This is a genomic window from Algoriphagus sp., assembly GCF_013373065.1.
Classification (GTDB): domain Bacteria; phylum Bacteroidota; class Bacteroidia; order Cytophagales; family Cyclobacteriaceae; genus Algoriphagus.
In genome coordinates, this window is sequence record NZ_JABXIN010000027.1 from 1 (window position 1) to 24,288 (window position 24,288).

Consider the following 24,288-nt stretch of genomic DNA (forward strand, 5'->3'; position numbering starts at 1 on the left):
CAATAATGATTTTATCCTCGAGATCTACGTTTTTTAAACTTTCAGAAATTACGGGGAGGTACTGATTTTCACAGCAAATCAAAACGAAATCTGACTGAATGATTGCTGACTCGTAGGGGCATAGCCGATTATAGAATTTATTTAATACTTTCCACTCGGGTAGCTCCGTGTCAAAATCATTACGAACGCCGAAGACTACGTCTACACCGACTTCCAAGAATTTCTTTCCCAAGGTTTTTGCAAGGTTGGTTCCACCTAAAATTCCGATTTTCATAAGCTCTAGTTTTTGATTGAAAAAACCGAAAATCACTTGATTATCAATCGAAATCTATTGTAAAATATCAATATGAAAAAATATTATTTTGTATTTTTTTAATATTTGGGGTACAAATCAAAATTATCTATTTCAACTTCAAATTTTATGACTTGAATTCACTAAAAATATTAATCCTAAAAGGGCTATTTAACTGAAAATCAGTGAAAAATAAATTAAGAATGATAGGGGATGGGGTAGAAACCTTGAGGAAAATAAAATAAAAGTGGGGCTTGTATTACTTCCCGATACAGAACTTGCTAAAGATATTAGCCAGTAGGTCGTCCGTTGTAATCTCCCCGGTGATTTCTCCCAAATAATACAAGGATCTTCGAATGTCCATAGCTAAAAAGTCATTAGTAACTTGGTTATCTAATCCACTCAAAACGTCAAGCAACGATTCCCTTGTTTTAGTCAAACTATCGTAATGACGGATGTTGGTCACAACCGTATTTCCGGTTTTGAATTTATCCAGATTGACCAATTCCAGGATTCGAGCTTTCAGGATATCCAAATTCTCTTTTTTGCCAGCTGAAATAAAAATGGTATCAGGATGTTTTTCTTTTAACTCATTGACTAATAGATCATCAGCCTTGTCTATTTTATTTGCTACTTTCAAGTAGGGTACTCCTAGATTCTCAAGCTTGTTAATATCCCGATTGATCTCTACCAAGTCTGTATCACTCAAATCAAATAAGTAGAGAATCAAAGAAGCAGTCTTCATTTTTTCCTGCGTACGGCTGACTCCAATGGCCTCAATCGTATCGGTTGTTTCTCGTAAACCAGCTGTATCTATAAATCGGAAGATAACTCCTCCAATATTGATTTCATCTTCGATAAAGTCTCTCGTTGTCCCCGCAATATCTGAAACAATGGCTTTTTCTTCATTTAGAAGGGCATTGAGGAGTGTGGATTTTCCGGCGTTCGGTTTCCCTGCAATTACAGTTGGAACGCCATTTTTGATCACATTTCCCAAGTCAAAACTCAAGATAAGTTCCTCAATAGCGCGAAGGAGTTTTTCGACGAGTATCCGTAAATCGTCTCGACTAGCAAATTCTACATCCTCTTCCGTAAAGTCTAATTCCAATTCGATCATGGAGGCAAAATGGATCAATTGCCCTCTTAATTCATGAATTTCAGACGAGAACCCTCCACGCATTTGATTCAAGGCTGCTGCATGAGAGGCTTCTGAATCGGCGTGTATCAAATCAGCTACTGCTTCTGCTTGTGCCAAGTCAAATTGCCCATGAAGAAAAGCTCTTTGGGTAAATTCTCCTGGTTTAGCTGGCCTGGCTCCTTTTTTGATTAAAAGCCGAATGACCTGATTGATGATGTATGAGGAGCCATGCGTTGAAATCTCGACTACATTTTCCTTCGTAAAGGATCGAGGAGCAATAAAAATAGAGACCAATACCTCATCAATGATTCGGTCTCCGTCCCGTATGGTTCCAAAATGGATGGTATGACTTGCTTGCTTTTCGAGGTCTTTTCCAAAAAAGACCTGATTGGTGAGTTTAATTGCATCTTTTCCGGAAAGTCGGATAACTGCGATGGCACCGACTCCCTGTGGCGTTGCCAATGCAACGATCGTATCTTCCTTTTCTGCTAATGAAAAGCTCATGGTTTAGGACGGAAGGCCTTTTCGATTAGTTCATTGAGTCCTGCGATGAAGGCATCAGGCTGTCTATAGCCCGGAAGCTGAGCGATATTTTGAAGCTTTGGCTCGATGACCACAAAATTAGGATAGGAGCGTACTCTCATGGCTGCAGCCATTTGTGCCTCGCTGAATTTCTTTCCCATAAAATCAAAAGTACGCTGGGTATCTTCTGCGTTCAGTTTCACTGCGTAAAAATTCGCATTGATATATTCAATCACTTTAGGGTCGGTGAAAGTTTCTTTGTCCATTTTTTTACACCATCCGCACCAATCAGTATATACATCTACGAGTAACATTTTTGGATTGGATTGATTGGCTGCTACAGCTTCTTCAAACTTCAGCCAAGTAATTTGATCCTGGGAAAATCCAGTACTTGCGATAAAGAAAAAGACAATAAGGGAAAGTAGTTTTTTCATATTACGAACTAAACGCCTTTGCTTCAATTTGGGTTCCGATTCTTGATTTAACTTGGAATCGAGTGAGTATTACCGATACAAAGAAAAGAATTCCAGCAACAGTTACCATCATGCCTGCTATGGATGAATCCAATAAATAGGCCAAATAATAACCAAAAATGGAAACAATAACTCCGATACTAAGAGTAAGCTGAATCAATCGGGAAAGTTGTCGGGTCCAAAGGAATGCGGTGGCAGGAGGAACCACTAGTAAGGCTACTACCAAAATAGCTCCTACAGCCTCAAAACTGCTAACTGTTGTGTAAGAAACCATACTCATCAATCCTAAATTGATTGCTGAAGCGGGGATTCCAATGACTATCCCAAATTTTTCGTCGAAGCTGGTTAGTTTTAACTCTTTGTAGAACAAGCCAATAAAACCAAGAACCAAGACTAAATTAAGAATAGCAATCCAAAGAATTCGTGGGCCTAGACTTATTCCTGAATCAGTAATCCATAGATCAATGGGTAAGTATGCTATCTCCCCATACAAAACGCATTCTTGGTCTAAATCCACCCTATAAGCGAAAGCACTGATTAAGATAATTCCAATGGCAAAAAGGAGAGTGAAAGTAATGCCGATCGAAGCATCCAGTTGAACACGTGCTTTTTTTCGTAGCCAATCGATCATCAATGTAGCCAGAATACCCAGTATGCCTGCACCAATAATTACCTCCAGTCCACGCTGCGTTCCTGAAACCAGAAATCCGATAACTATTCCAGGCAAAACAGCATGAGAGATCGCGTCTCCTGTCATTGCCATTTTCCGCAGCATGAGAAATACCCCCAATAATCCACAGGAGCTCGCTATTAAGGAAGCGGTGAATATGATTTGAAAAGCGTTTTGATCAAATGTCATCATGGTCTCGGGGGATTGTTTCCTGATGTGGATCTAACTTTGGAAAATTCAGTCGGTTTTCCAGTAAAGCCTCAAGTTCCGGTGTAAGTAAATGCTCTAATTTTTCTGCGGATTCATGTACATGATCCGGAGCAATATTCAGGTATTCATTTAAGTAAAGCTCCCATAAACGATGCAATCTAACAATCCGCTTTGCCTTCATTTTTCCGGGCTTTGTTAGTTTTATAATATTATGATTTATAAATAAATAACCTGTTTTTTCTAAATTTTTGATTGACTTTAAAATCCCTTTTTTATGATGAGGATAAATTTGTAGAAGATCATTCAGGCCTAATCCAGATTTACCTAATTCTTCTGCTTTATAAATACTTTTCAACACATGGTCTTGCTGTGTTTTGTCGATGTATTTTTTTCGATGATAAAATCGAGAAAGCATTCCTCTTTTGGGAGCAAGTAAAAAGGATAGAAGGGCAATGAGGGAAAGAATTACAACCACCCAAGGACCAGTTGGCATTTGAGGAAGCGTGTAGGAAACGAATGTTCCGAATATCCCAGAGATACTTGCAAAAAGGGCTGCCAGAATTAGCAAGGTTTTTAATCGATCTGTCCAAAAACGGGCTGCGGCTCCTGGAGTGATCAATAAAGCAGCCATCAATACCACACCGATGGCTTGGATTCCGATCACAACCGCTAAAATCATAAGCGTATTAAAGGCCATTCTAATAGATAGCATGGGAAGTCCAATGGCTTTTCCGAATTCAGGATTGAATACCAGTAATTGGAACTCTTTAAATAACCCGATCAATACACTAATTATACCCAGTGATAGTATCCCATAAATCCATAAATCCCGTTCTACGATTCCTATTGCATTTCCAAATATAAACTGGTTTAAACCGGCCATTTCGGGATTCCCACTTTTTTGAATTACGGTTAAAAAGACGATTCCAATTCCGAAAAAGACAGATAAAATCACGGCAATGATGGTGTCTTCGGTTAGTTTCGTGTTTTCTTTCAACCAAGACGACAAATAGGTCGCAAGTCCACCGGATGCAATCGCTCCACCAACGATGAAATAGGGATTCTTTTCGCCAGCTAGCATAAATCCTAGACAAATTCCCGGTAGGATTGCATGAGATATTGCATCACCCAATAATGCCTTATTGTCCAAAAAGCTAAATGTTCCTACAAAGGCTGAACCGATTCCGAGTAGGGTGATCCCTAAAACGACAAAGCCAATAGAAGCATCCTGAAAAGAAAAGAAATACAGAAAATCTTCCATTATTCTTTGAGAGGGTTAAACTCTTTTTGACGGATCAATTCAGATACTTTTGAAAGCAAATTCAATTTGCCACCATAGGTTTTTCGAAGCAATTCTTCGGTGACCACCTCGTTTTTTGGTCCAGAAGCCACCAAGTGTTGGTTTAACATGATGAACCAATCAAAATAATTGACAGCCGAGTAAATATCATGATGGACCACGATGACTGTTTTTCCACTTTGACTCATTTCCTGCAATAGTTGAAAAATTGCAGTTTCTGTATTCATGTCGACTCCTGCAAAAGGTTCATCCATTAAGTATAAATCAGCTTCTTGCGCCAATGCGCGGGCTATAAACACGCGCTGTTGCTGCCCACCGGATAATTCTGAAATTTGTCGGTGAACATAAGCCGTCATTCCAACCTTTTCCAAACAGGAAAGCGCCAACTCTTTTTCCTTTTTACCAGGTCGTCGAAAAAGTCCCAATTTGCCATAAGTACCCATCAAAACAACATCCAAGACAGAAGCTGGGAAATTCCAGTCTACAGACTCTCGTTGGGGCACATAGCTGATTTTATCTCGAACTTTATCTAAATCCTGGTCAAAAATTTTGACATAACCGCTACTTGGTGCAATTAAGCCCATGATAGATTTTATCAGGGTGGATTTTCCTGCTCCATTGGGGCCAAGAATACCAATTAGCTTTCCAGAGGGTAAGCTAAAATCCACATTCCATAAAACAGGGCTTTGGTCATAGCTGACTGTCAAATCATGGATTTCTAAAATTGGATTAGCATTTTGTTTGATCATGGCAAGAGGGCTTGATTAATGATGTTTAAATTCGTCCGAACCATTCCCAAATAGGTGCCTGCTTCCGTATTTGGTGAATCAAGGCTATCTGTAAATAAAGGGCCCGCCAATGTGATCGGGTGTGCTCTTTTTTCACAAGCTTCTACTAATGCATTGAGTGCGCGCGGAGAAATGGTCTGTTCTGCAAAAACAGCCTGAATATTTCGATCGATAATAAATTGAACTAGGTTGCCTAAGTCCCGTAGGCCGGGTTCGCTAAGCGTGGAGAGGCCCTGAAGACCACGTACTTCAAGGTTATATGCCTTTCCGAAGTATGCAAATGCATCATGGGCCGTTACGAGCGCTTGTCCTGAGGCCGTTAATTTTTCAGTAATTTCTTGTGCGTAATTATTTAGTGCGATCAGTTGCTCTTTGTATTCGTTCCAGTTTGAGCGGATTTCATTTTCCCATTCAGGTTTCCATTCAATTAGTTTTTCGACACTGTTTTCCAAAGCCATTGTCCAAAGTTTGACATCAAACCATATGTGAGGATCAACACTATGGGCTTCAGGTCCCGAACGAAGCAAGAGTTCTTCAGGTAAATTTTCGGAAACATTTATGAGATTTTGCCTGTAGGCTAATTTTTCAAAAATCTCTGTCATTTTTCCTTCTAAATACAAGCCGTGGTACAGGACTAGATCAGAATTGGTCAATAAATCCAAATCCCGGACGGAGGCCTTGTACAAATGTGGGTCCACTCCAGCAGGCATGAGTGGTTTTACTTCTGCTAAATCTCCTAAAATCTGAGAAATAGCATCTGCCAAAATGCTTGTTGTAGCAACCACTAAGGGCTTTTCCCGAGTTTCAGGAGAAGAATTTTTACAGGAAAATATTCCAGCAAAAAAGAATAATATGATCCACAACCGCAACCGTTTCATGATTGAATCGCAAGAATATTGGATGCTACATCTTTTGACATGAAAATACTTTTCTTTTGGTCCACAAGGATTTCTACAGATCCGTCGAATTCTACTTTATCGAGAATTTTCACTCGGGCACCAATGTAGGCACCAACTTTATCCATGTAGCGAAGGAAAGCCGCGGAACTGTCTTTTACTGCTACAATTTGTCCGGCTTGATTTATTTCCATTTCATTCAAGGCAATGCGCGGTCGAGCTCTCACATCACCAAATTCATCGGGTATGGGATCTCCATGAGGATCAAATTTTGGATAATTCAAAAAAGCATCCAATCGCTGAATGAGTAGGGGGGATTGAATGTGTTCGAGCTCCTCAGCCACCTCGTGTACTTCATCCCAAGCGAAATTCAATTTATCTACCAAAAACACTTCCCATAACCGATGCTTTCGAATGGTTTGAAGTGCCAACTTTTTTCCCTCGGGCGTGATGTTGACGCCATAATATTTCCGGTAGTTGATGACTTCTTTTTCTGCCAGTTTTCGAAGCATGTCCGAAACGGAGGCAGGTTTGGTCTTCATTTCGGCTGCAATGTCATTTGTCGAAACAGACTTCCTTCCTTCATCCGATAGGTGATAGATGGCTTTTAAATAATTCTCTTCAGCAGCTGTCAACATCATTGTGAATTTTATTTTAAAACAAAGGTAAAAATAAAATTAGATATATCTAAAAAATAATTACTAGTAGGCTAAAATGGTTGTGGATAAGCTAATTTTAGATGTGATTTAGAGATTAGATTTGTCTAAAAAATATTTTAAACCAAATTAAAAATAGAGGTAAGGTAATATTTATCAATGCTTTAAATACAGAGAGAGAGTCCAAAAGCATATTTAGGAGAAGAAGCTAATGAGTTTCCATTTTCGGAAAATCGGTTTTTAAATCTTAGGAAATGGTGGATAAGTGTGGATAGTTTTCCACCAAAATGGAATCAGGCCAAAAGGCGATCTAATAATTCTCTAAAAAGATTTCCTTCCTTTTTCCAAAGGATTTGTTCAGGATTGTAGGTCGTAAAAAATGGTTTCGAAATCCCTTTCAAAAAATCCTTTCGTCCTTGATCTAGATTTGAAAAGTTTATGGAGATTCCTGAAGATTGCCCAGAAATCCATTCCTCCCACAACTGATTTGAACTGATAATTACAGGGCATCCGAGAGCATTCGCTTCAAATAATTTACTTGGGATTTTTCTCTGAATTGCTGGATGGATTTCATAGGGTAAAAGTAAAAAGTCAGCCTTTTTCAGGGCTTCGATTATTTCTAAATGAGGGATCGGGTTCTCGGAGATATGCAGAAAAATAGAAGGTGTGTTTTTTACTTTTTCTTGGAGTTCTTTTTCAAAGCTTTTTATTGGCACATGTCCCAAAATGGTAAGTGTTGAATTGGGAAAATCCGCTACTATATTTTTAAAAAAATCAATTCCTTCCCGAGTTCCGTAAGCAGGGCTTAGTGTCCCTGTGATTAGAAAATTAAAACTCCTTTTTCCTGAGTAAGATTTTTCTTGAATTTCCTCTATAATTCCTAGGTATTTATTCTCTAAAATGAGATATGGTTTTTTATCTGGCATCTCCTGCGCATAGCATGCCTCAGCCAATAAAAAGTAGTCTATGCTGCTTGGTTTTTGGGCAAAGCGAATCAGTTTTGAGGCTAAAGCTCGTTTAAAAGAAGATAATCCTGGGTTAAGTTTCAGATTCTCCACATAGTTTTCCTGTACATCATAAATGAGTTTATATCCCATCCAACCCTTTAAAAACTTGGCGACAGGTAATATCTCCCAAGTTGAACAAATGAGGATTTTTGGTTTGATTTTCAGGAGTAGATAGGCAAATCTCCAAGGAAAAAAAAGCCGCTGCCATCGAGAATGGTAATCTGTGATAGAAACAAAAAATCGATGTTTAGCAGTTTTCGACGGCCTTTTGCTCGAAAATCCTATGAAGTTTAATTCGTATTTATTTGTTTCACGCAGCGAAAGGCCCAAGCGTCCATGCGATCTTGAATCCAGAATAGGTTTAAGAGAGGATGCAAACAAAACCGAAATTTTGGGGGCTTTTTTAGCACTCATAAACGAAACTAATCAAATTCATGGAACTCAAAACAATTATTGAAAGCGCCTGGGAAAACCGGGAATTGTTAAAGGAGAAAGATACAGAAATAGCGATTAAGACAATTATCGCTGACTTGGATGCAGGGCATCTTCGAGTGGCTGAACCGCTAGAGGATGGGAGCTGGCAAGTGAATGATTGGGTTAAGAAAGCAGTAATTCTTTACTTCCCAATTCAAAAAATGAAAACCATTGAAGTAGGGCCTTTTGAGTTTCATGATAAAATGGCTCTCAAAACCAATTATGCTAAGCAAGGTGTGCGCGTGGTTCCTCATGCAGTGGCCCGATATGGAGCTCATTTGGCAAGTGGAGTAGTCATGATGCCAAGTTATGTTAATATTGGCGCCTATGTTGACAGTGGCACGATGGTTGATACTTGGGCGACAGTCGGATCTTGTGCGCAGATCGGCAAAGATGTTCATTTAAGTGGTGGCGTAGGAATTGGAGGAGTTTTGGAACCTGTTCAGGCTGCTCCTGTAATCGTAGAAGATGGAGCTTTTATAGGTTCCCGAGCAATTATCGTTGAAGGTGTCCGAGTAGGTAAAGAAGCTGTGCTTGGCGCGGGAGTGACACTTACAGCAAGTTCGAAAATTATTGATGTAACTGGTTCTGAACCAGTAGAGTATAGAGGATATGTGCCACCGAGATCTGTGGTCATTCCGGGAACTATACCAAAAGAATTTGCTGCAGGTACATACCAAGTGCCATGTGCCTTGATTATAGGAAAACGAAAAGCCTCTACGGACCTCAAAACCTCTCTAAATGATGCATTAAGAGAAAACAACGTAGCAGTCTAAACCAACTAAAATGAATAAAATATATCGATTGGGAGTGGCCTTGCTTATCAGTGGGGCCACTTTTGCTTGTTCAGGAAAGTCCAATAGTGAAGGGGATAAGGCATTCAATCGTGGGGCTTATCGTGAAGCAGTGTATGAGTATTCACAGGATTTAAAATATAATCCGAACGATGTTATTCTGCTCTTCAACAGAGGAAGGGCTCATGAAGAGCAAGGACAGCTAGACTCAGCGATCGCAGATTTTGAGCGGGCCTTGGCCTTAGAGCCTAATAATTTCCAGGTTTTATTGGCTATCTCAAACTTGCATTATTCCCAAGACAATTATTCCAAAGCCTTGATTTATGCTTCAAAAGCTGAGGAAATCCCTGGAGCACCTGCAATGGCTGCCTTCATGAAAGGGCGGGCTCTTCATCAAATGGGAAGGACGGAAGATGCAATGAAAGCTTATGGAAATGCCATTCAAGTGGATAAAAATTTTGCACAGGCCTATTTTAACAGGGGAATGTTGAAAGTAGCTCTAAAACAAAAACGAGGAGCTTGTGAGGATTTTCAATTAGCTAAAAGTTTGGAATATCAAGAAGCAGCAGCAGCAATCGCTAAATTTTGTAAATAATTAAGAAACCGGCTAGAAGGCCGGTTTTTTTAATTTTCATCGTGTGTATGTTCTTTGTGATCGCAAATTGATTCCCCTGACAAATAGCCGATCCCATAGCAAGTTTTACATTCACTGACTTCTTTTAAACTACCGTTACAAGTAGGGCAATCAAGTCTTCCTTTTCCTCCACAACGATCACATTCGAAATATTCAATGATATTAAAAATGTTTCGTTTAGTGATAAGTCCTTTTCCCGCACACCGACTGCATCCAACAACACCAACGCCTCGGCAATAGCTACAATCTTGTTGGATTTGTTTAGCTCCGTTACAAGTCGTACATGTTTCCAATCGATACCCCTTGCTATCACATAATTGACAAGCTTTTATTGCGGCTATTGGGGCTTTTAACTCCTCTTGAAGATCTTTAGCCAGGTCATAATTTTGGCCATTAAACCCATTCAGATCAAAGTATTTGTTCAGGAAGTTTGAACTATTATCATATTGCCCCAATTCGAATAAGGTCAATGCAAAATAATAAGGCATTTCGCTGGGAAGAGGTAATCCTGAATCTATAAGGTTTCGAAATATCTGATTGGCGGTCTGGTAATCATTACGCTCCATCGCAGCTAAAGCACCTTTCATCCATTGATCCGTTTGACCCAGGTTGGGAATACCTTGGGCTTGGATTTGGAAAGTCAAGGCTAGCAAAAGTTGAACGAAAAGGAGAGAAGCAAGTTTTTTCAAGGTCAATAGGGCTTCAAAATTTTTGGGGAATTTAGCTTGTAAAATCCATTTTCAAAGTTAATGTTTTTAAAAAGAGGTTTTAATCATCGCCAATTAAAGAATTGACCAATAAAAATCCTTTTTCTTCTTAGCATGAAGGTTTTTTTATAGTTTCATTTTTCTAAACCTAAATTTCATGAGTAGACGGGATCAATTCATTCAGACCCTAAACGATGGGCAAATTTTCAAGAAAGACTTTATAATCCTTGGAACAGGAATTTTGGATGGGGAGGCTATCACTGAGGCAAATGTCAAGGTTCCTTTAAAGACCATGAATCGACATGGATTGATAGCAGGAGCAACGGGAACGGGAAAAACAAAAACGCTTCAAGTCATTGCAGAGCAGCTTTCATTAAAAGGAATTCCTACTGTATTGATGGATTTAAAAGGCGATCTTTCTGGGCTTGCTCAACCGGGTGAGGTCAAAGATTTTATTATCAGCCGATCTGAAAAAATTGGGGTGGATTATGAACCCATGGGCCTTCCTGTAGAATTGATGTCTATTTCAGATGAAAAAGGAGTTAAGCTAAAAGCGACTGTTTCCGAATTTGGTCCTGTTTTGATTTCACAAATTTTAGACTTGAACGACACGCAACGAGGCGTCATCGCTCTAGTTTTTCAATATTGTGACACGCAACACCTTCCATTGTTGGACTTGAAAGACCTTAAACGCCTACTTCAATTCATTACCAATGAAGGAAAGGAAAAAATCAAGAAGGAATTTGGTCAGGTATCGGCCGCTTCTGTTAATACCATCATGCGGAAAATAATTGAACTTGAGCAGCAGGGTGGAGATAAATTTTTTGGAGAACGATCATTCGATGTTGAGGATTTTGTCAGGACTGAAAATGGAAAAGGGGTGATATCCATTATTCGTTTGACCGATATTCAAAGTAAACCGAAGCTCTTTTCAACGTTTATGCTCAGTTTACTTTCAGAGATTTATGAGACATTTCCTGAATTAGGTGATGCAGATCAACCTAAACTATGTCTATTTATTGATGAAGCTCATCTGGTTTTTTCAAATGCATCCAAAGACCTCTTGGAGAAAATTGAAGCGATAATCAAGCTTATTCGTTCCAAAGGTGTAGGCGTTTATTTCTGCACCCAAACACCTACAGATGTGCCTGATTCTGTTTTAGGACAACTGGGGTTAAAAGTGCAGCATGCTTTGCGTGCCTTTACCGCAAAAGACCGTAAGGCAATCACAAAAACGGCAGAAAATTATCCTATTTCTCCATTTTATGATACTTCCGAAGTCTTGACTTCAATGGGTATTGGTGAGGCTTTGATTACCGCTTTAAATGAAAAAGGAATTCCCACGCCTCTGGCACATACGCTTGTTCGTGCCCCTATTTCCCGAATGGATATTTTGAGTCCCGCTGAAATAGACGAACTAGTTTCAGAGTCCAAGTTAACTTCAAAATACAACGTGAATTTGGATCGGGAATCTGCTTTTGAAATTTTGAATCGCAAAATGGATGAGATAGAACGCGAACAGGAAAAAGCGACTTTACCTGGACCTAAACCGCGGACCTCTTCTCGAAGATCCGAGGATGATTCACTATTCGAGGAATTAAGTAAAAATACCATGGTGAGGCAGATTGGAAGAACTATTTTCCGGGAACTGACTCGTGGTATTTTAGGCTCATTCAGTAGAAAGCGATAAATCACAAAAATTTCTAAATCTTGAAAATAGGGGTTATCGGTGGGGGAGCTGCAGGTTTTTTCGCGGCAATTCATGCTTCAGGTCCTGATCGTGAAGTAATGCTTTTCGAAAAGTCCCCCAAATTGCTTTCTAAGGTTCGCATTTCAGGAGGTGGTAGATGCAATGTCACCCATCGCCCTATGGAAATCAGCAAGCTCGTCAAGTTTTATCCCCGAGGAGAAAAGTTTCTAAAACGTATTTTTAGGCATTTTTCCATAAAGGATACAATAGATTGGTTTGAAGGAAGAGGGGTACCCTTAAAAGAAGAGGCCGATGGTCGAATTTTTCCTTTATCCAATACGAGTGAATCAATAATACAGGCCTTACTTCAGGAAGCAGCTCATAAGGGGGTTCAAATCCTAAAAAATTTTCCGGTAAAATCAATTGTTCCAGAAGTAGATGGTATCCGGGTTTTTTCTGCAGAATCAGAGGTTTTGGTTGATCAATTGATTGTAGCGACAGGAGGAAGTCCTAAACTAGATGGCTATCATTTTTTGTCCCAATTAAAGCATCATTTAATTTCTCCTATTCCTTCCTTATTTACTTTTAATACTCCTCATGAGTCTATTAGAGACCTTATGGGGATTAGTGTTCCAAATGCTCATGTTCGACTGGAAGGAACGAAGCTATCCTATCAAGGTCCTGTATTAATTACACATTGGGGCATAAGTGGACCTGCAGTACTCAAATTATCGGCATTTGGGGCAGCTTGGCTTCATGATCATTCCTATAAAGCACATGCTATTATTAATTGGAATGCAGAATTAAAGGAACAGGATTGGGATACAAGCATTCGGAACTATAAGTCATTACATGGAAATCGAAAGGTTAAAAATTACCCGCTATTTGATCTTCCGTTGAGATTATGGGAGTTTTTGGTTCAAAATTCTGGTATTGAACCTAATTTTACCTATGGAAATCTTTCGAAAAAGCAGATTAATAGACTGGTTCAAAATCTTTTTTGCTATATTTTGCAAGTTGAAGGAAAGACAACTTTCAAAGAAGAATTTGTTACAGCTGGAGGAGTGGATCTCCGGGAAGTCAACCCAGACACGATGGAAAGTATTTTTCATCCAAAAATATTTTTCGCCGGAGAAGTACTGAACGTGGATGGAATTACAGGCGGTTTTAATTTTCAAGCTGCTTGGTCCACGGGATTTCTAGCTGGAAGATCGACCCATTTATGATAATTTTATGAGCCTGAATTTCCCCGATTTAAACCAGAGGATTGAAGAAATGTCCGATGGTGATGAGGAGTTTAAAAAGGAATTAACACAAGCGATTTTTGCAGGTTTGAAGGAGTTAAAACAGTTTTACTCCGAGGGAATGCTCCAACGGGATTTGGAGATCATTCAGCAAATTCGTCATAAGGTTAAACCAACCTTGGGAATGTTTGAATTTGATGATTTGGCCAATTCTCTCCAGCAGGGCAAGGAAATTTTAGAATCTGCTGGATTTGGCATTCAATTTCAGTCTCACTATGAAGAGTTTATCCTGCAAGTTGACAAGGCTATCGAAGAGGTAAATAGACTGCTTGTTTGATTCCTCTAGAATATAAAAAAGGAGCTGGTACATGCCGCTCCAATTTTTTGTAATACCCTATGCTTTAATCTCGAAAACAAAGGTAGTCTCTCAATGTGTTGTATTTTTGAAGCTAATATGAATATTCAGTAACCTTTTGTTGGTTCGATATGCCAAATCTAAATTCCAACTATCCAGGGCCTCCTTTTTATTTATTTAATGGACATCTTGAGACAATTATTCCAAGTTTGTACAGAAAGGTACATGGGGTAAGCTATACTCGAGAAAAAATCGATACCCCAGATGGAGACTTTTTAAATTTGGATTGGTCCAGGGTTGGAAGTGAAAGCTTATTGATTGTTTCCCACGGATTGGAAGGAGATTCCCAGCGTCATTATGTTCGTGGTTTGGCTAAACTTTTCAACCAACATCAAATAGATGTTTTGGCTTGGAACAATCGGACTTGTGGTGGTGAAATAAACTTGCAGCCGATCTTATATCATCATGGATCTAGTTATGATTTGGATACTGTCATCGAGCATGTTTTGAAATCAAAACAGTATCAAGAAATTATCCTGGCCGGAATCAGTATGGGGGGAGCTCAAACCTTGAATTATTTGGGGGAAAAGGGGGATTCTCTTCCTCCACAGGTAAAAAAAGCAGCAGTATATTCCACACCCTGCAATTTGCCTTCCAGTGCTTCAACCCTAAAAGAGCGAAGAAACAACTTTTATAAAAATCGATTTTTGGGGAAATTGAAAGGAAAAATGCGGCTAAAGGCTTCCCAATTTCCAGATTTAATTGATTTGGATTTATTGGAAAGCGTTAAAGATTTCGATGCATTCGATACATTTTTCACGGCTAAAATCCATGGTTATAAAGACGCACAAGACTTTTATCAAAGTGTTAGCCCAGACCAACGAATGCCTCAAATATCCATTCCAACCTTGATTGTCAATGCCTTAAATGATCCGCTATTAGGTGATGCCTGCTATCCGGTAGACTTGGCTGAAAGAAAGCAGGAGATCCTATTAGAGATTCCTAAAAGGGGAGGACATACAGGTTTTCTTCTCAAGGGAGAAGAATTTACTTGGGTTGAGCATCGTCTTTTAGCTTTTTTAGCCTAGTCAAATACTTTTGATTAATTAAATTGTAGTCAAAACTTGAATGACATGAGAAAACTATTTTTCTTTTCTATCCTTTTCTTTTTTGCCTTAACACTTTTCTTCATGTGGTTTTATTCATTCCGGGAATTCCGGTTTGGGTATTTTGTTTTAGCCTTATTAGGCTTTCTTACGGCCTTGGGTATTTATGATTCCCTGCAAAAGAAGCATGCCATTTTAAAGAATTTTCCAGTCGTTGGGCATTTTCGATATATCCTGGAATCAATTAGCCCAGAAATTCAGCAGTATTTTATAGAAAGTAACACTGATGGAAAGCCTTTCAGTAGAAATATCCGATCCTTGGCCTACCGTCGTGCTAAAAGCGTGAATGATACGCATCCTTTTGGTACGCAACGGGAATTGGGCGGAGAGGATTATGTTGCCTTGAGGCATTCGATTTATGCAGTACATCTTGAGCCCGAGGATCTCCGTGTTAAAATTGGGTCGATTTATTGTAAACAGCCATACAATGCTTCTATTTTCAACATTTCAGCGATGAGCTTTGGATCTCTATCCTCCAATGCTATTCGGGCATTGAATTTAGGAGCTAAAAAAGGTCAATTTTTTCACAATACAGGGGAAGGAGGTATTTCCCCATACCACCTAGAAGGTGGAGATTTATGTTGGCAAATTGGGACCGGGTATTTTGGTTGTCGTGATGAGAATGGAGATTTTGATCTGGAAAAATTTAAAGAAAAATCACGCCTCCCAGAGGTAAAAATGATTGAAATAAAGATTTCACAAGGAGCTAAACCCGGACATGGTGGCGTATTACCAGGTATAAAAAACACCCCTGAAATTGCAGCTATTCGAGGTTTGACTCCAGGTCAAACAGTTTTATCTCCACCAGCGCATTCAGAATTTTCAAATCCTAAAGAACTCATTCAATTTGTCGCCAAGTTGAGGGAACTATCCGATGGGAAACCGATTGGTTTTAAGCTTTGCATCGGTCGAACAGAAGAATTTGTAGAAATCTGTAAAGAAATGGTGGCTCAAAATAACTGGCCGGATTTTATAACCGTCGATGGGGCAGAAGGTGGAACAGGAGCTGCTCCTTTGGAATTTTCAGATAGCGTTGGCTTACCTTTAGAACCCGCATTAATTTTTGTTCGAGCGACTTTGGACAAGTTTAATCTGCGAGATCATATTAGAATAATTGCCTCCGGTAAAATCATCAGTGCTTTTTCAATCATCAAAAACATCGCATTGGGCGCAGACCTTTGCAATTCAGCGCGAGGTTTTATGTTTAGCATAGGCTGTATTCAAGCGCTTCGGTGTAATACCAATGAATGTCCTACAGGGGTTGCTACTCAGCGAAAGGGACTTGTTAAAGGATTGGTCTTCAGAGATAAAGCAGAGAGAGTTTATAACTTCCATTCAAATACCGTAAAATCAGTAAGTGAACTTATCGGAGCTGCAGGTCATAAGCATACCAATGAGTTAAGTATTCATGATCTAGTTAGAGGTGATGAAATGGTCAATCTCGCAAATCGATATTTCCCAGATACGGTCAATACTCAGGTTTAATCAAATCGCTTTAAAGCCATTTCTGCAACCGTTCCTCCAATAGATAAAGAACTGGTGGCAGCAGGAGAGGGAGCATTGAGAACATTGATGGCATAGGTAGATTCTCGGATTGCAAAATCATCCAACAATCCTCCATTCCGATCGCAAGCTTGTGCACGAACCCCAGCTCCACCGTCCACTAAGTCCGATTCTTGAATTTCGGGGATCAATTCCTGTAGCGCTTTGGTAAATGCCGCTTTTGAAAAGGATCGATACAGCTCACCAAAACCTGTCTTCCAATATTTTGCAGCAACTTTTTGAAAACCAGGCCATGCGAGTGATTCCGCCAGTTCTGAAAGGTTGATTTGTGACTTTTTATAGCCTTCTCTTCGAAAAGCTAAAACAGCATTTGGTCCTGCCTCTACGCCACCTTTTTTCATTCTTGTAAAATGAACCCCAAGGAAAGGGAAGTTGGGATCCGGAACCGGATAAATCAAGTTCTTCACTAGATACTCTTTGTCCTTTTTCAACTTGAAATATTCCCCACGGAAAGGAATGATTTTTACATCATCAATAGAATCATCGGTCAAGCGAGCAACTTTATCAGAATAAAGGCCTGCGCAGTTAATTACTAATTTTGCTTCAAATATTTTTTTTGAAGTTTCAATATAATTAATGGAATCCTTTTGATTGATTTTTAATACCTTATGATTCAAAAATATTTCTCCTCCAGACTGAATAATCTTTCTTCCATAGGCTAAAGCGACTTGATGATAATCCACAATTCCAGTTTGGGGAACATGGATAGCAGCTACACCATGACAGTAAGGTTCATATTCTTTCAACTCTTCCAAGGTGATAGCTCGGGTACCTGTCAGCCCGTTTTCTAAGCCTCGCTTCAGGAGATTTTCTAATAATGGTTTTTGTTCTTCTCGGGTGGCTACGACTACTTTTCCCGTGATTTCATAGGGGATCTTTTCTGTCTCGCAAAACTCAACTAATTCATGATACCCGCGAATACAATTCGTCGCTTTCAATGAGCCCGGTTTGTAATACAATCCAGAGTGGATGACTCCTGAATTATTACCGGTTTGGTGTTTGGCTAATTGGTCTTCTTTCTCGATGATGGCTACTTTTAAATTGGGCTTGTTTTTAAGAATTTTCATTCCCGTTGCCAATCCAACGATTCCACCTCCTATGATTGCAATATCGTATACCATGAATTCGAATTTTGAAGGTCAAATATACAAGCGAGTCTGGAAATTTATCCTTTTTCAAAGCGTATTCGGCCTTTCTAATTAGCAAATATTCACATTGGATTTCCCTCATTTCCGAGCAGAATGAATTTAATTTGCAGCCTTAGAGTTCCTAAGGAAATTTTATTCATGCACAGGCTTCTCTTTTTTCTTTTCTTTTTTTTCGTTTCCAGCTTATCCTTTGCGCAATATCGGATCAAGGGTAAAGTGACTGATGCTGAAACCGGTGATCCGATTCCTTTTGCATCTGTCTTAGTTATGGGTACTGGAAAGGGGATGAACACGGATTTTGAAGGGGGGTATGAATTGATTACAGATACAAAAGCCGATAGTATTCGGGTTAGTTATCTAGGGTATTTTTCACAGACAAAAACTATTCAGGATATTCCTGAGCAAACCATTAATTTTCAGCTTAGACCATCTGATTTTGAATTAGAGGCATTTGTATTTGAAGCGGGGGAAAATCCGGCCTTTGAGATTATTCGTCGGGCAGTGGCCAAACGAGACGATTTTGATAAGCGGAGTCTAGAAGCCTACGAAACAAAGAATTATACAAAAATCGAAATCGATATTGATCACCTTTCGGAAGACTTCACGCAGCGAAAAACCGTACAAAAAGTTACTGCAGTCTTAGACAGTATTCGTCAACTTACCAATGATGAAGGGGAAAAGATTCTTCCAGTATTTTTCTCAGAAACACTCAGCCGGTTTTATTTTCGAAATAATCCCCTGTTAAGAAAAGAAATAGTTGAAAAATCAAAAGTGACTGGAGTTGGGATTACGGATGGTTCTACCACGTCTCAGATCACAGGTTCGGCCTTTCAGGAGTATAATTTTTACAAAAACTGGTTGACGATTCTTGAAAAGGATTTCATTTCTCCCATAGCAGATGGGTGGAAGACTTTTTATGATTACGATTTAATGGATTCAGTTTTGGTTGGAGCAGATAGCTGCTATCAACTTCAAGTTTATCCGAGAAGAGAGCAGGATTTAGCTTTTTCAGGGACTATTTGGATAAATAAAGATACCTATGCTTTAAGACAAGTGGATTTGACGATTCCAAAATCAGCCAATCTGAACTTCATTGAACGGATTAAAATCCAACAAGAATTAGAGCCTACCATCATGGGCCCTTTAATTCCTAAAAAAACGAGGGTCCAGATTAAAATTGACCAAATAACTCCCAATACTGCGGGGTTATTGGCAAAATTCTACACTGCAACGGATAGTGTATTAATTGTTGATCCTAAGCCTACATCATTTTTTAATAATTCAGTAGAGTTAAAGCCTGACTTTGGAGATGCTTCCGAAGAATTTTGGTCTATAAATCGTGTAGATCCGCTTTCCTCCGAGGAATTGGCAGTGCTACAGATGGTGGATACCCTGAAGAAAATCCCCGTCATTCGCTTCTATTCTGAAGGATTGAAGTTCTTTGCAACAGGATATTTACCTGTAGGAAAAATTGATTTGGGGCCTTGGACCGAGTTTGGCAATTACAACAATGTAGAGGGGTTACGCGGAGGATTTGGCCTTCGAACGAATTATAAGTTTAGCACGAAATGGGCCTTTCAGGGATATTTAGCTTATGGCTTTAAAGATCAACGATTCAAATATTCTATAGCTGCAAAAAACATCCTTGATAGAAAGCGTTGGACTACTGTTGAATTGAGTTCAAGTAAAGAGATTGACCAGGTAGGCTTGGAAATGGAGTCTTTGGAAGGCAATTCTATATTTTTGGCAGCCAGTCGGTTTGGTACGCTTCGAAGACCTTTTATCAGTAGTAACCAAAATCTAAAATTTCAACGGGAATTCTTTAAGGGTTTTTTATTTCAAGCAGGATTGAGGCTTTCTCAATTTGATCCACTTTTTAACTTTTATTATTTAGAGAAAGGGACTGGAGACTATAAAACTGAATTCGAGACTACTGAAATCCGGGCCAGTCTACGCTATGGAAGAGATGAAATCATTTTAATTAATGACAATGAACGAGCCTCATTGGGACCTCTAAAATGGCCCATTTTTGAATTCAAATATGCTAGGGGAGTCCAGTGGTTTAATGGGGATATAGCTTACCATAAATTAGGATTTTATCTCTATCAGCGCTTGAATATGGGCCTATTTGGGGTTTCCAGGTATGAATTGGATGCCGGAAAAGTTTTTGGAGAAGTGCCTTATCCAATTTTAAAGAATCATCTTGGAAATGAAACAGCCTTTTATACTTCAGCGGCATTCAACACCATGAATTTCAATGAGTTTGCTTCTGATCAATTCTTAAGCCTACGCTATCGACACTTTTTTGAAGGGTTGTTGTTGAATCGAATTCCATTAATGCGTAGGCTTAAATGGCGTGCTGTAGCTAATGCGAATATTCTTTTTGGATCCGTTTCAGATAAAAATATTGCCAATGCACCAACGGTAGACCCTCAAGGAAATCCAATTGAGACGTTTGGTCGACTGAATCCCACTAAGCCTTACATTGAATTAGGATATGGGATAGAAAATATTTTTAAATTTTTCAGAGTTGATTTTTTTCACAGGATGACGTATCAGGATCTACCGGATGCCAATGGATTTGCGGTAAAAGTTAGTGCTCAGATTATCCTTTAATTTGAATTGACTTGGGGATTGTTTGGTATATAATTTTTCCTTTGCCCACAGTCTTTGCATATTTGCAGCTTAAATCAATGCCTGTTTGTAAAGGCAATTCAATTCTATGTCACAAACAATAAAGATTACACTTCCTGACGGTTCAGTTAGGGATTATGAAAAAGGAGTAACCGGGCTACAAATTGCTTCCAGTATAAGTGAGGGTTTAGCTCGAAATGTCCTTGCAGCCAAAGTAAACGGAGAAGTTTGGGATGCTACACGTCCCATAAATGCAGACGCCTCCCTTCAGTTATTAACCTGGAATGATGGAGAAGGTAAAAATACCTTTTGGCATTCCTCTGCGCACTTGATGGCTGAAGCCTTGGAAGCGCTTTATCCCGGGATCAAATTTGGTATTGGACCACCTATTGAAACCGGTTTTTATTATGATGTGGATTTTGGCGACCACAAATTAGAAGGAGAAGAGCTGGAAAAAATCGAGCAGAAAATGCTTGAGTTAGCCAGGGAGAAAAACGAATACATCCGAAAGGAAATTTCCAAAAAGGATGCGATCAATTACTTCCAGGAGAAAGGGGATGAGTACAAGCTTGACTTGTTAGAAGGCTTGGAGGATGGAAGTATTACATTTTATGAGCAAGGAAAGTTTGTAGATCTCTGTCGAGGTCCACACATTCCAAATACCGGCTTTATCAAGGCAGTGAAGTTAACCAATATTGCAGGAGCTTATTGGAGAGGGGATGAAAACCGGAAAATGTTGACCCGTATTTATGGTGTTACTTTCCCGAAGGCCAAAGAACTGCAGGAATACATTACCATGCTGGAGGAGGCCAAAAAACGAGATCATCGTAAAATTGGTCGTGAATTGGAGTTGTTTACCTTCTCTGAAAAAGTTGGAATGGGTTTGCCACTTTGGCTTCCAAAAGGGACTTTGCTACGCGAGCGCTTGGTTGCTTTTATGAAAAAAGCCCAAGACAAATCAGGTTATCAGCAGGTTACTACTCCTCATATCGGAAATAAGGCTTTGTACGAAACTTCGGGCCATTATGAAAAGTATGGGAAAGATTCGTTTCAGCCGATAGCTACACCTCATGAAGGGGAAGAGTTCTTGTTGAAACCTATGAACTGTCCACACCATTGTGAGATTTATAAGCATAAACCGCGGTCATATAAAGACTTACCCATTCGATATGCTGAATTCGGAACAGTCTATCGTTATGAGCAAAGCGGAGAGCTACATGGTCTTACACGAGTAAGAGGATTTACGCAAGATGACGCACATATCTTTTGCCGCCCTGACCAAGTCAAAGAAGAGTTTATTAAAGTAATTGATCTGGTGCTTTATGTATTCAAAGCCCTTGGATTTGAAGATTACACTGCACAAGTGTCCCTTCGAGATCCTGAAAAACCAGAAAAATACATCGGTTCGACTGAGGCTTGGGACAAAGCAGAAGCAGCGATTATCGAAGCAGCAGCTGAAAAAGGCCTTCAAACTGTCACTGAATTAGGTGAAGCAGCCTTCTATGGTCCAAAGTTGGACTTTATGGTCAAAGATGCTTTGGGTAGAAAATGGCAATTAGGAACGATTCAGGTAGATTATCAATTACCGGATCGCTTTGAATTAGAATACATTGGTGCGGATAACCAGAAGCACAGGCCTGTTATGATTCACCGGGCGCCTTTTGGTTCACTTGAGCGCTTTGTGGCAGTATTGATTGAACATTGTGCGGGTAATTTCCCACTATGGTTGGCGCCTGAGCAATTGGTGATTCTACCGATTTCAGAAAAATTCTTGGATTATGCTGCAGAGGTCAAAGATCTTTTGGAAGAGGCAGGAATAACCGGAAGTATTGATAATCGGGATGAGAAGATTGGACGAAAAATTCGTGATGCGGAAGTGAAAAAGGTTCCGTTTATGCTGATTGTAGGCGAAAAAGAGGCGCAAGAGCGGATGGTTTCAGTTCGAAAGCATGGAGAAGGAGACTTAGGAAGCCATTCACCAGAAGGTTTTATAAAGTATTTTCAAGGGATTATTTCAGAATCATTAAGTAAAGAATAAGTTCTGAAAATTTTATTCTGATTTCAGTAATTAGAAATTATTCCGATATTTGCAGTCGATTTCATTAAAACAACCTAAATAATTTGAGAAACAGACAACCAAACAGAGGTCGAAGAGAAGAACCATATAAGGTAAACGACAAGATACGAGCTAGACAAGTTCGGGTAGTAGGAGAGTATGTAGAAGGTGGAAACGCCCTAATGCCTCTTGACAAAGCCCTCAAACTAGCAGAGGAAAACGATCTGGATTTGGTAGAAATTTCTCCCAATGTTGATCCTCCTGTTTGTAAGGTTTTGGATTATGCCAAATTCAAGTACGAGCAAAAGAAGAAACAAAAGGAAATAAAGGCGAATGCCGCGAAGGTCGTTTTGAAGGAAATCCGCTTTGGACCTAATACTGATGACCATGATTTCAATTTTAAGTTGAAGCATGCCATCAACTTCTTGAAAGAAGGAGCCAAAGTAAAAGCCTACGTGCATTTTGTGGGGCGAAGCATTGTTTTCAAAGAACGTGGAGAGATGCTTCTTCTAAAATTTGCGCAGGCATTGGAAGACTATGGTGTTGTAGAGCAACTTCCAAAATTGGAAGGAAAACGAATGAATATTTTCATCGCACCAAAGGCTCAGAAAAAGTAATTTCAACCAACTAAATACAGCTAAAATGCCTAAAGTAAAAACCAAATCTTCCGCGAAAAAGCGATTTGCTTTGACCGGAACAGGAAAAATCAAGAGGAAACACGCTTATAAAAGCCACATCCTGACTAAGAAAGCCACCAAAAGAAAGCGTAACCTTACCAAAACTGGTTTGGTACACGAATCTGATGAGGGTAGAGTACGAGACATGTTGAGAATCTGATCAACCAGTCTAAAAAATTAAGGTTTATTTATTCACCAGACGCTTTGGTATTAAAGACTCGAAAGAGCACCTAGTGTCAAAAAACAAAAAGTTATGCCAAGATCAGTAAACGCAGTTGCATCTAGAGCAAGAAGAAAAAAAGTGCTAAAGGCCACCAGAGGTTACTTCGGAAGAGGTAAAAACGTGTGGACAGTAGCCAAAAACAAGTATGAAAAAGGACTTCAGTACGCTTACAGAGACAGAAAAGCTAAGAAAAGAGAATTCCGTTCTTTGTGGATTCAGCGTATCAATGCCGGTGCTAGAGAGCATGGTTTGTCCTATTCTCAATTTATGGGGTTGTTGAAAAAAGCCGATATTGAGTTGAACCGAAAGGTTTTGGCTGATTTGGCAATGAATCACCCTGAGGCATTTAAAGCAGTTGTTGAAAGAGTAAAATAAGATTCAAGTCTTATTTTACAGGAAGCCTTCCTTCGGGAAGGCTTTTTTGTTTTCTGGATTTTAGGTTTCTACTTTTTTCAAAGGGAAAGAAATAATTAAAAATTGATCCAAAGGAATAAAAATAAAAAAGGCTTCCGTTTCCGAAAGCCTTTGTAGTCCCGAAAGCATTCGGGAGGAGTTGAACCCCGTGTCCGCCGCGGCGGATATGAATCCTAGGCTAGTTTTTGTAAATGGGGAGGATGAACTTCTTTATCCAATCTCTTCCCTTTCCGCTTTTAAGCTCTTTTTCCCGAATTAATGCTTCTTTTTTGGAATGGAAAGACTCGACATGAGCAACAATCCAGGGTCTACATCTGGTAGTAAATCCTTTCGTTGATTTATAGTTATGAAAATAGAATCGAGTGATCAGATCAGAAGTCATTCCCGTGTAAGTTTTACCAGAGGAAGGAGAGAAAAGTACATAAACCACAAATTCTTGCATTGATAAAAATAAAAAAGGCTTCCGAAATCGAAAGCCTTTGTAGCGAGGACGGGAGTTGAACCCGTGACCTCAGGGTTATGAATCCTGCGCTCTAACCAACTGAGCTACCTCGCCA

General features: G+C 39.5%; 24 protein-coding genes and 1 tRNA gene. 12 read left to right on the forward strand and 13 right to left on the reverse strand.

What is annotated here, in order from left to right:
• From HWE15_RS14990 to HWE15_RS15030, 9 genes are all read right to left on the reverse strand, one after another.
• Positions 1–274 (reverse strand): NAD(P)-binding domain-containing protein (locus tag HWE15_RS14990; protein WP_290508358.1); only part of this gene is annotated, 274 nt, incomplete at its 3' end.
• Between the two features lie 277 nt (positions 275–551).
• Entirely contained in the window at positions 552–1,934 is a 1,383-nt protein-coding gene (mnmE, locus tag HWE15_RS14995) for a tRNA uridine-5-carboxymethylaminomethyl(34) synthesis GTPase MnmE (protein WP_290508359.1), read from the reverse strand.
• A complete protein-coding gene (locus HWE15_RS15000; protein ID WP_290508360.1) occupies positions 1,931–2,386 on the reverse strand; it encodes a thioredoxin fold domain-containing protein in 456 nt (151 codons plus the stop codon). The genes mnmE and HWE15_RS15000 overlap by 4 nt, the downstream gene beginning before the upstream one ends.
• 1 nt (position 2,387) lies before the next feature.
• Positions 2,388–3,287 carry a metal ABC transporter permease gene (locus HWE15_RS15005; protein ID WP_367204041.1) on the reverse strand — a complete coding sequence of 300 codons (900 nt, stop codon included), beginning with the start codon at positions 3,285–3,287 and terminating at the stop codon, positions 2,388–2,390.
• Entirely contained in the window at positions 3,274–4,566 is a 1,293-nt protein-coding gene (locus tag HWE15_RS15010; RefSeq protein WP_290508361.1) for an iron chelate uptake ABC transporter family permease subunit, read from the reverse strand. The genes HWE15_RS15005 and HWE15_RS15010 overlap by 14 nt, the downstream gene beginning before the upstream one ends.
• A complete protein-coding gene (locus tag HWE15_RS15015; protein WP_290508362.1) occupies positions 4,566–5,354 on the reverse strand; it encodes a metal ABC transporter ATP-binding protein in 789 nt (262 codons plus the stop codon). Before HWE15_RS15015 ends, HWE15_RS15010 begins: the two co-directional genes overlap by 1 nt.
• Positions 5,351–6,271: a zinc ABC transporter substrate-binding protein gene (locus HWE15_RS15020; protein ID WP_290508363.1), complete on the reverse strand. Its 921-nt coding sequence runs from the start codon at positions 6,269–6,271 to the stop codon at positions 5,351–5,353. The genes HWE15_RS15015 and HWE15_RS15020 overlap by 4 nt, the downstream gene beginning before the upstream one ends.
• A complete protein-coding gene (locus HWE15_RS15025; RefSeq protein ID WP_290508364.1) occupies positions 6,268–6,930 on the reverse strand; it encodes a metal-dependent transcriptional regulator in 663 nt (220 codons plus the stop codon). The genes HWE15_RS15020 and HWE15_RS15025 overlap by 4 nt, the downstream gene beginning before the upstream one ends.
• A 308-nt stretch (positions 6,931–7,238) precedes the next feature.
• Positions 7,239–8,366, reverse strand: a complete 1,128-nt coding sequence (locus HWE15_RS15030; RefSeq protein WP_290508365.1) for a glycosyltransferase — start codon at positions 8,364–8,366, stop codon at positions 7,239–7,241.
• A gap of 20 nt (positions 8,367–8,386) precedes the next feature.
• Here HWE15_RS15030 and HWE15_RS15035 point away from each other — a divergent pair, with 20 nt between their 5' ends.
• Together HWE15_RS15035 and HWE15_RS15040 are read left to right on the forward strand one after the other, a co-directional pair.
• On the forward strand, positions 8,387–9,202 hold the full coding sequence (locus HWE15_RS15035) for a 2,3,4,5-tetrahydropyridine-2,6-dicarboxylate N-succinyltransferase (RefSeq protein WP_290508366.1): 816 nt from the start codon (positions 8,387–8,389) through the stop codon (positions 9,200–9,202).
• 10 nt (positions 9,203–9,212) lie between these two features.
• A complete protein-coding gene (locus tag HWE15_RS15040; RefSeq protein WP_290508367.1) occupies positions 9,213–9,815 on the forward strand; it encodes a tetratricopeptide repeat protein in 603 nt (200 codons plus the stop codon).
• 29 nt (positions 9,816–9,844) lie between these two features.
• On the opposite strand, the gene HWE15_RS15045 is transcribed toward HWE15_RS15040, so the two are convergent.
• Positions 9,845–10,543, reverse strand: a complete 699-nt coding sequence (locus HWE15_RS15045; RefSeq protein WP_290508368.1) for a molecular chaperone DnaJ — start codon at positions 10,541–10,543, stop codon at positions 9,845–9,847.
• Between the two features lie 175 nt (positions 10,544–10,718).
• On the opposite strand from HWE15_RS15045, the gene HWE15_RS15050 reads away from it, so the two are divergent.
• The 5 genes from HWE15_RS15050 to HWE15_RS15070 all read left to right on the forward strand — a co-directional run bounded on the left by HWE15_RS15050 (position 10,719) and on the right by HWE15_RS15070 (position 16,501).
• Positions 10,719–12,251 carry a helicase HerA-like domain-containing protein gene (locus HWE15_RS15050; RefSeq protein WP_290508369.1) on the forward strand — a complete coding sequence of 511 codons (1,533 nt, stop codon included), beginning with the start codon at positions 10,719–10,721 and terminating at the stop codon, positions 12,249–12,251.
• A 20-nt stretch (positions 12,252–12,271) separates the two neighbouring features.
• On the forward strand, positions 12,272–13,477 hold the full coding sequence (locus HWE15_RS15055) for an NAD(P)/FAD-dependent oxidoreductase (protein WP_290508370.1): 1,206 nt from the start codon (positions 12,272–12,274) through the stop codon (positions 13,475–13,477).
• A gap of 49 nt (positions 13,478–13,526) precedes the next feature.
• On the forward strand, positions 13,527–13,832 hold the full coding sequence (locus HWE15_RS15060) for a hypothetical protein (RefSeq protein WP_290508371.1): 306 nt from the start codon (positions 13,527–13,529) through the stop codon (positions 13,830–13,832).
• Between the two features lie 149 nt (positions 13,833–13,981).
• Positions 13,982–14,938 (forward strand): alpha/beta fold hydrolase, encoded by a 957-nt coding sequence (locus tag HWE15_RS15065; protein WP_290508372.1) that lies wholly within the window; start codon positions 13,982–13,984, stop codon positions 14,936–14,938.
• 45 nt (positions 14,939–14,983) lie between these two features.
• Positions 14,984–16,501, forward strand: coding sequence for an FMN-binding glutamate synthase family protein (locus HWE15_RS15070; protein WP_290508373.1), 1,518 nt, complete (start codon positions 14,984–14,986; stop codon positions 16,499–16,501).
• Here the strand turns inward: HWE15_RS15070 and lhgO are convergent.
• Positions 16,498–17,700: an L-2-hydroxyglutarate oxidase gene (lhgO, locus tag HWE15_RS15075; protein WP_290508374.1), complete on the reverse strand. Its 1,203-nt coding sequence runs from the start codon at positions 17,698–17,700 to the stop codon at positions 16,498–16,500. The genes HWE15_RS15070 and lhgO overlap by 4 nt on opposite strands.
• 165 nt (positions 17,701–17,865) lie before the next feature.
• On the opposite strand from lhgO, the gene HWE15_RS15080 reads away from it, so the two are divergent.
• The 5 genes from HWE15_RS15080 to rplT all read left to right on the forward strand — a co-directional run bounded on the left by HWE15_RS15080 (position 17,866) and on the right by rplT (position 23,692).
• Positions 17,866–20,343: a DUF5686 and carboxypeptidase-like regulatory domain-containing protein gene (locus HWE15_RS15080; RefSeq protein WP_290508375.1), complete on the forward strand. Its 2,478-nt coding sequence runs from the start codon at positions 17,866–17,868 to the stop codon at positions 20,341–20,343.
• Positions 20,344–20,449: 106 nt separating this feature from the next.
• The gene (gene thrS, locus HWE15_RS15085) at positions 20,450–22,399 is read left to right on the forward strand and encodes a threonine--tRNA ligase (protein ID WP_290508376.1); all 1,950 of its coding nucleotides are present in this window, start codon (positions 20,450–20,452) and stop codon (positions 22,397–22,399) included.
• Between the two features lie 83 nt (positions 22,400–22,482).
• Positions 22,483–23,034, forward strand: a complete 552-nt coding sequence (infC, locus tag HWE15_RS15090; RefSeq protein ID WP_290508377.1) for a translation initiation factor IF-3 — start codon at positions 22,483–22,485, stop codon at positions 23,032–23,034.
• Between the two features lie 25 nt (positions 23,035–23,059).
• Positions 23,060–23,254 (forward strand): 50S ribosomal protein L35, encoded by a 195-nt coding sequence (rpmI, locus tag HWE15_RS15095; RefSeq protein ID WP_024282492.1) that lies wholly within the window; start codon positions 23,060–23,062, stop codon positions 23,252–23,254.
• 93 nt (positions 23,255–23,347) lie between these two features.
• Positions 23,348–23,692 (forward strand): 50S ribosomal protein L20, encoded by a 345-nt coding sequence (gene rplT, locus HWE15_RS15100; protein WP_135070691.1) that lies wholly within the window; start codon positions 23,348–23,350, stop codon positions 23,690–23,692.
• Between the two features lie 217 nt (positions 23,693–23,909).
• Here rplT and HWE15_RS15105 read toward each other — a convergent pair whose 3' ends face one another.
• Both HWE15_RS15105 and HWE15_RS15110 read right to left on the reverse strand, forming a co-directional pair.
• Entirely contained in the window at positions 23,910–24,173 is a 264-nt protein-coding gene (locus tag HWE15_RS15105) for a GIY-YIG nuclease family protein (RefSeq protein ID WP_290508378.1), read from the reverse strand.
• Positions 24,174–24,213: 40 nt separating this feature from the next.
• Positions 24,214–24,287: transfer RNA gene (locus HWE15_RS15110), tRNA-Met, on the reverse strand.
• Between the last annotated feature and the right edge of the window lies 1 nt (position 24,288).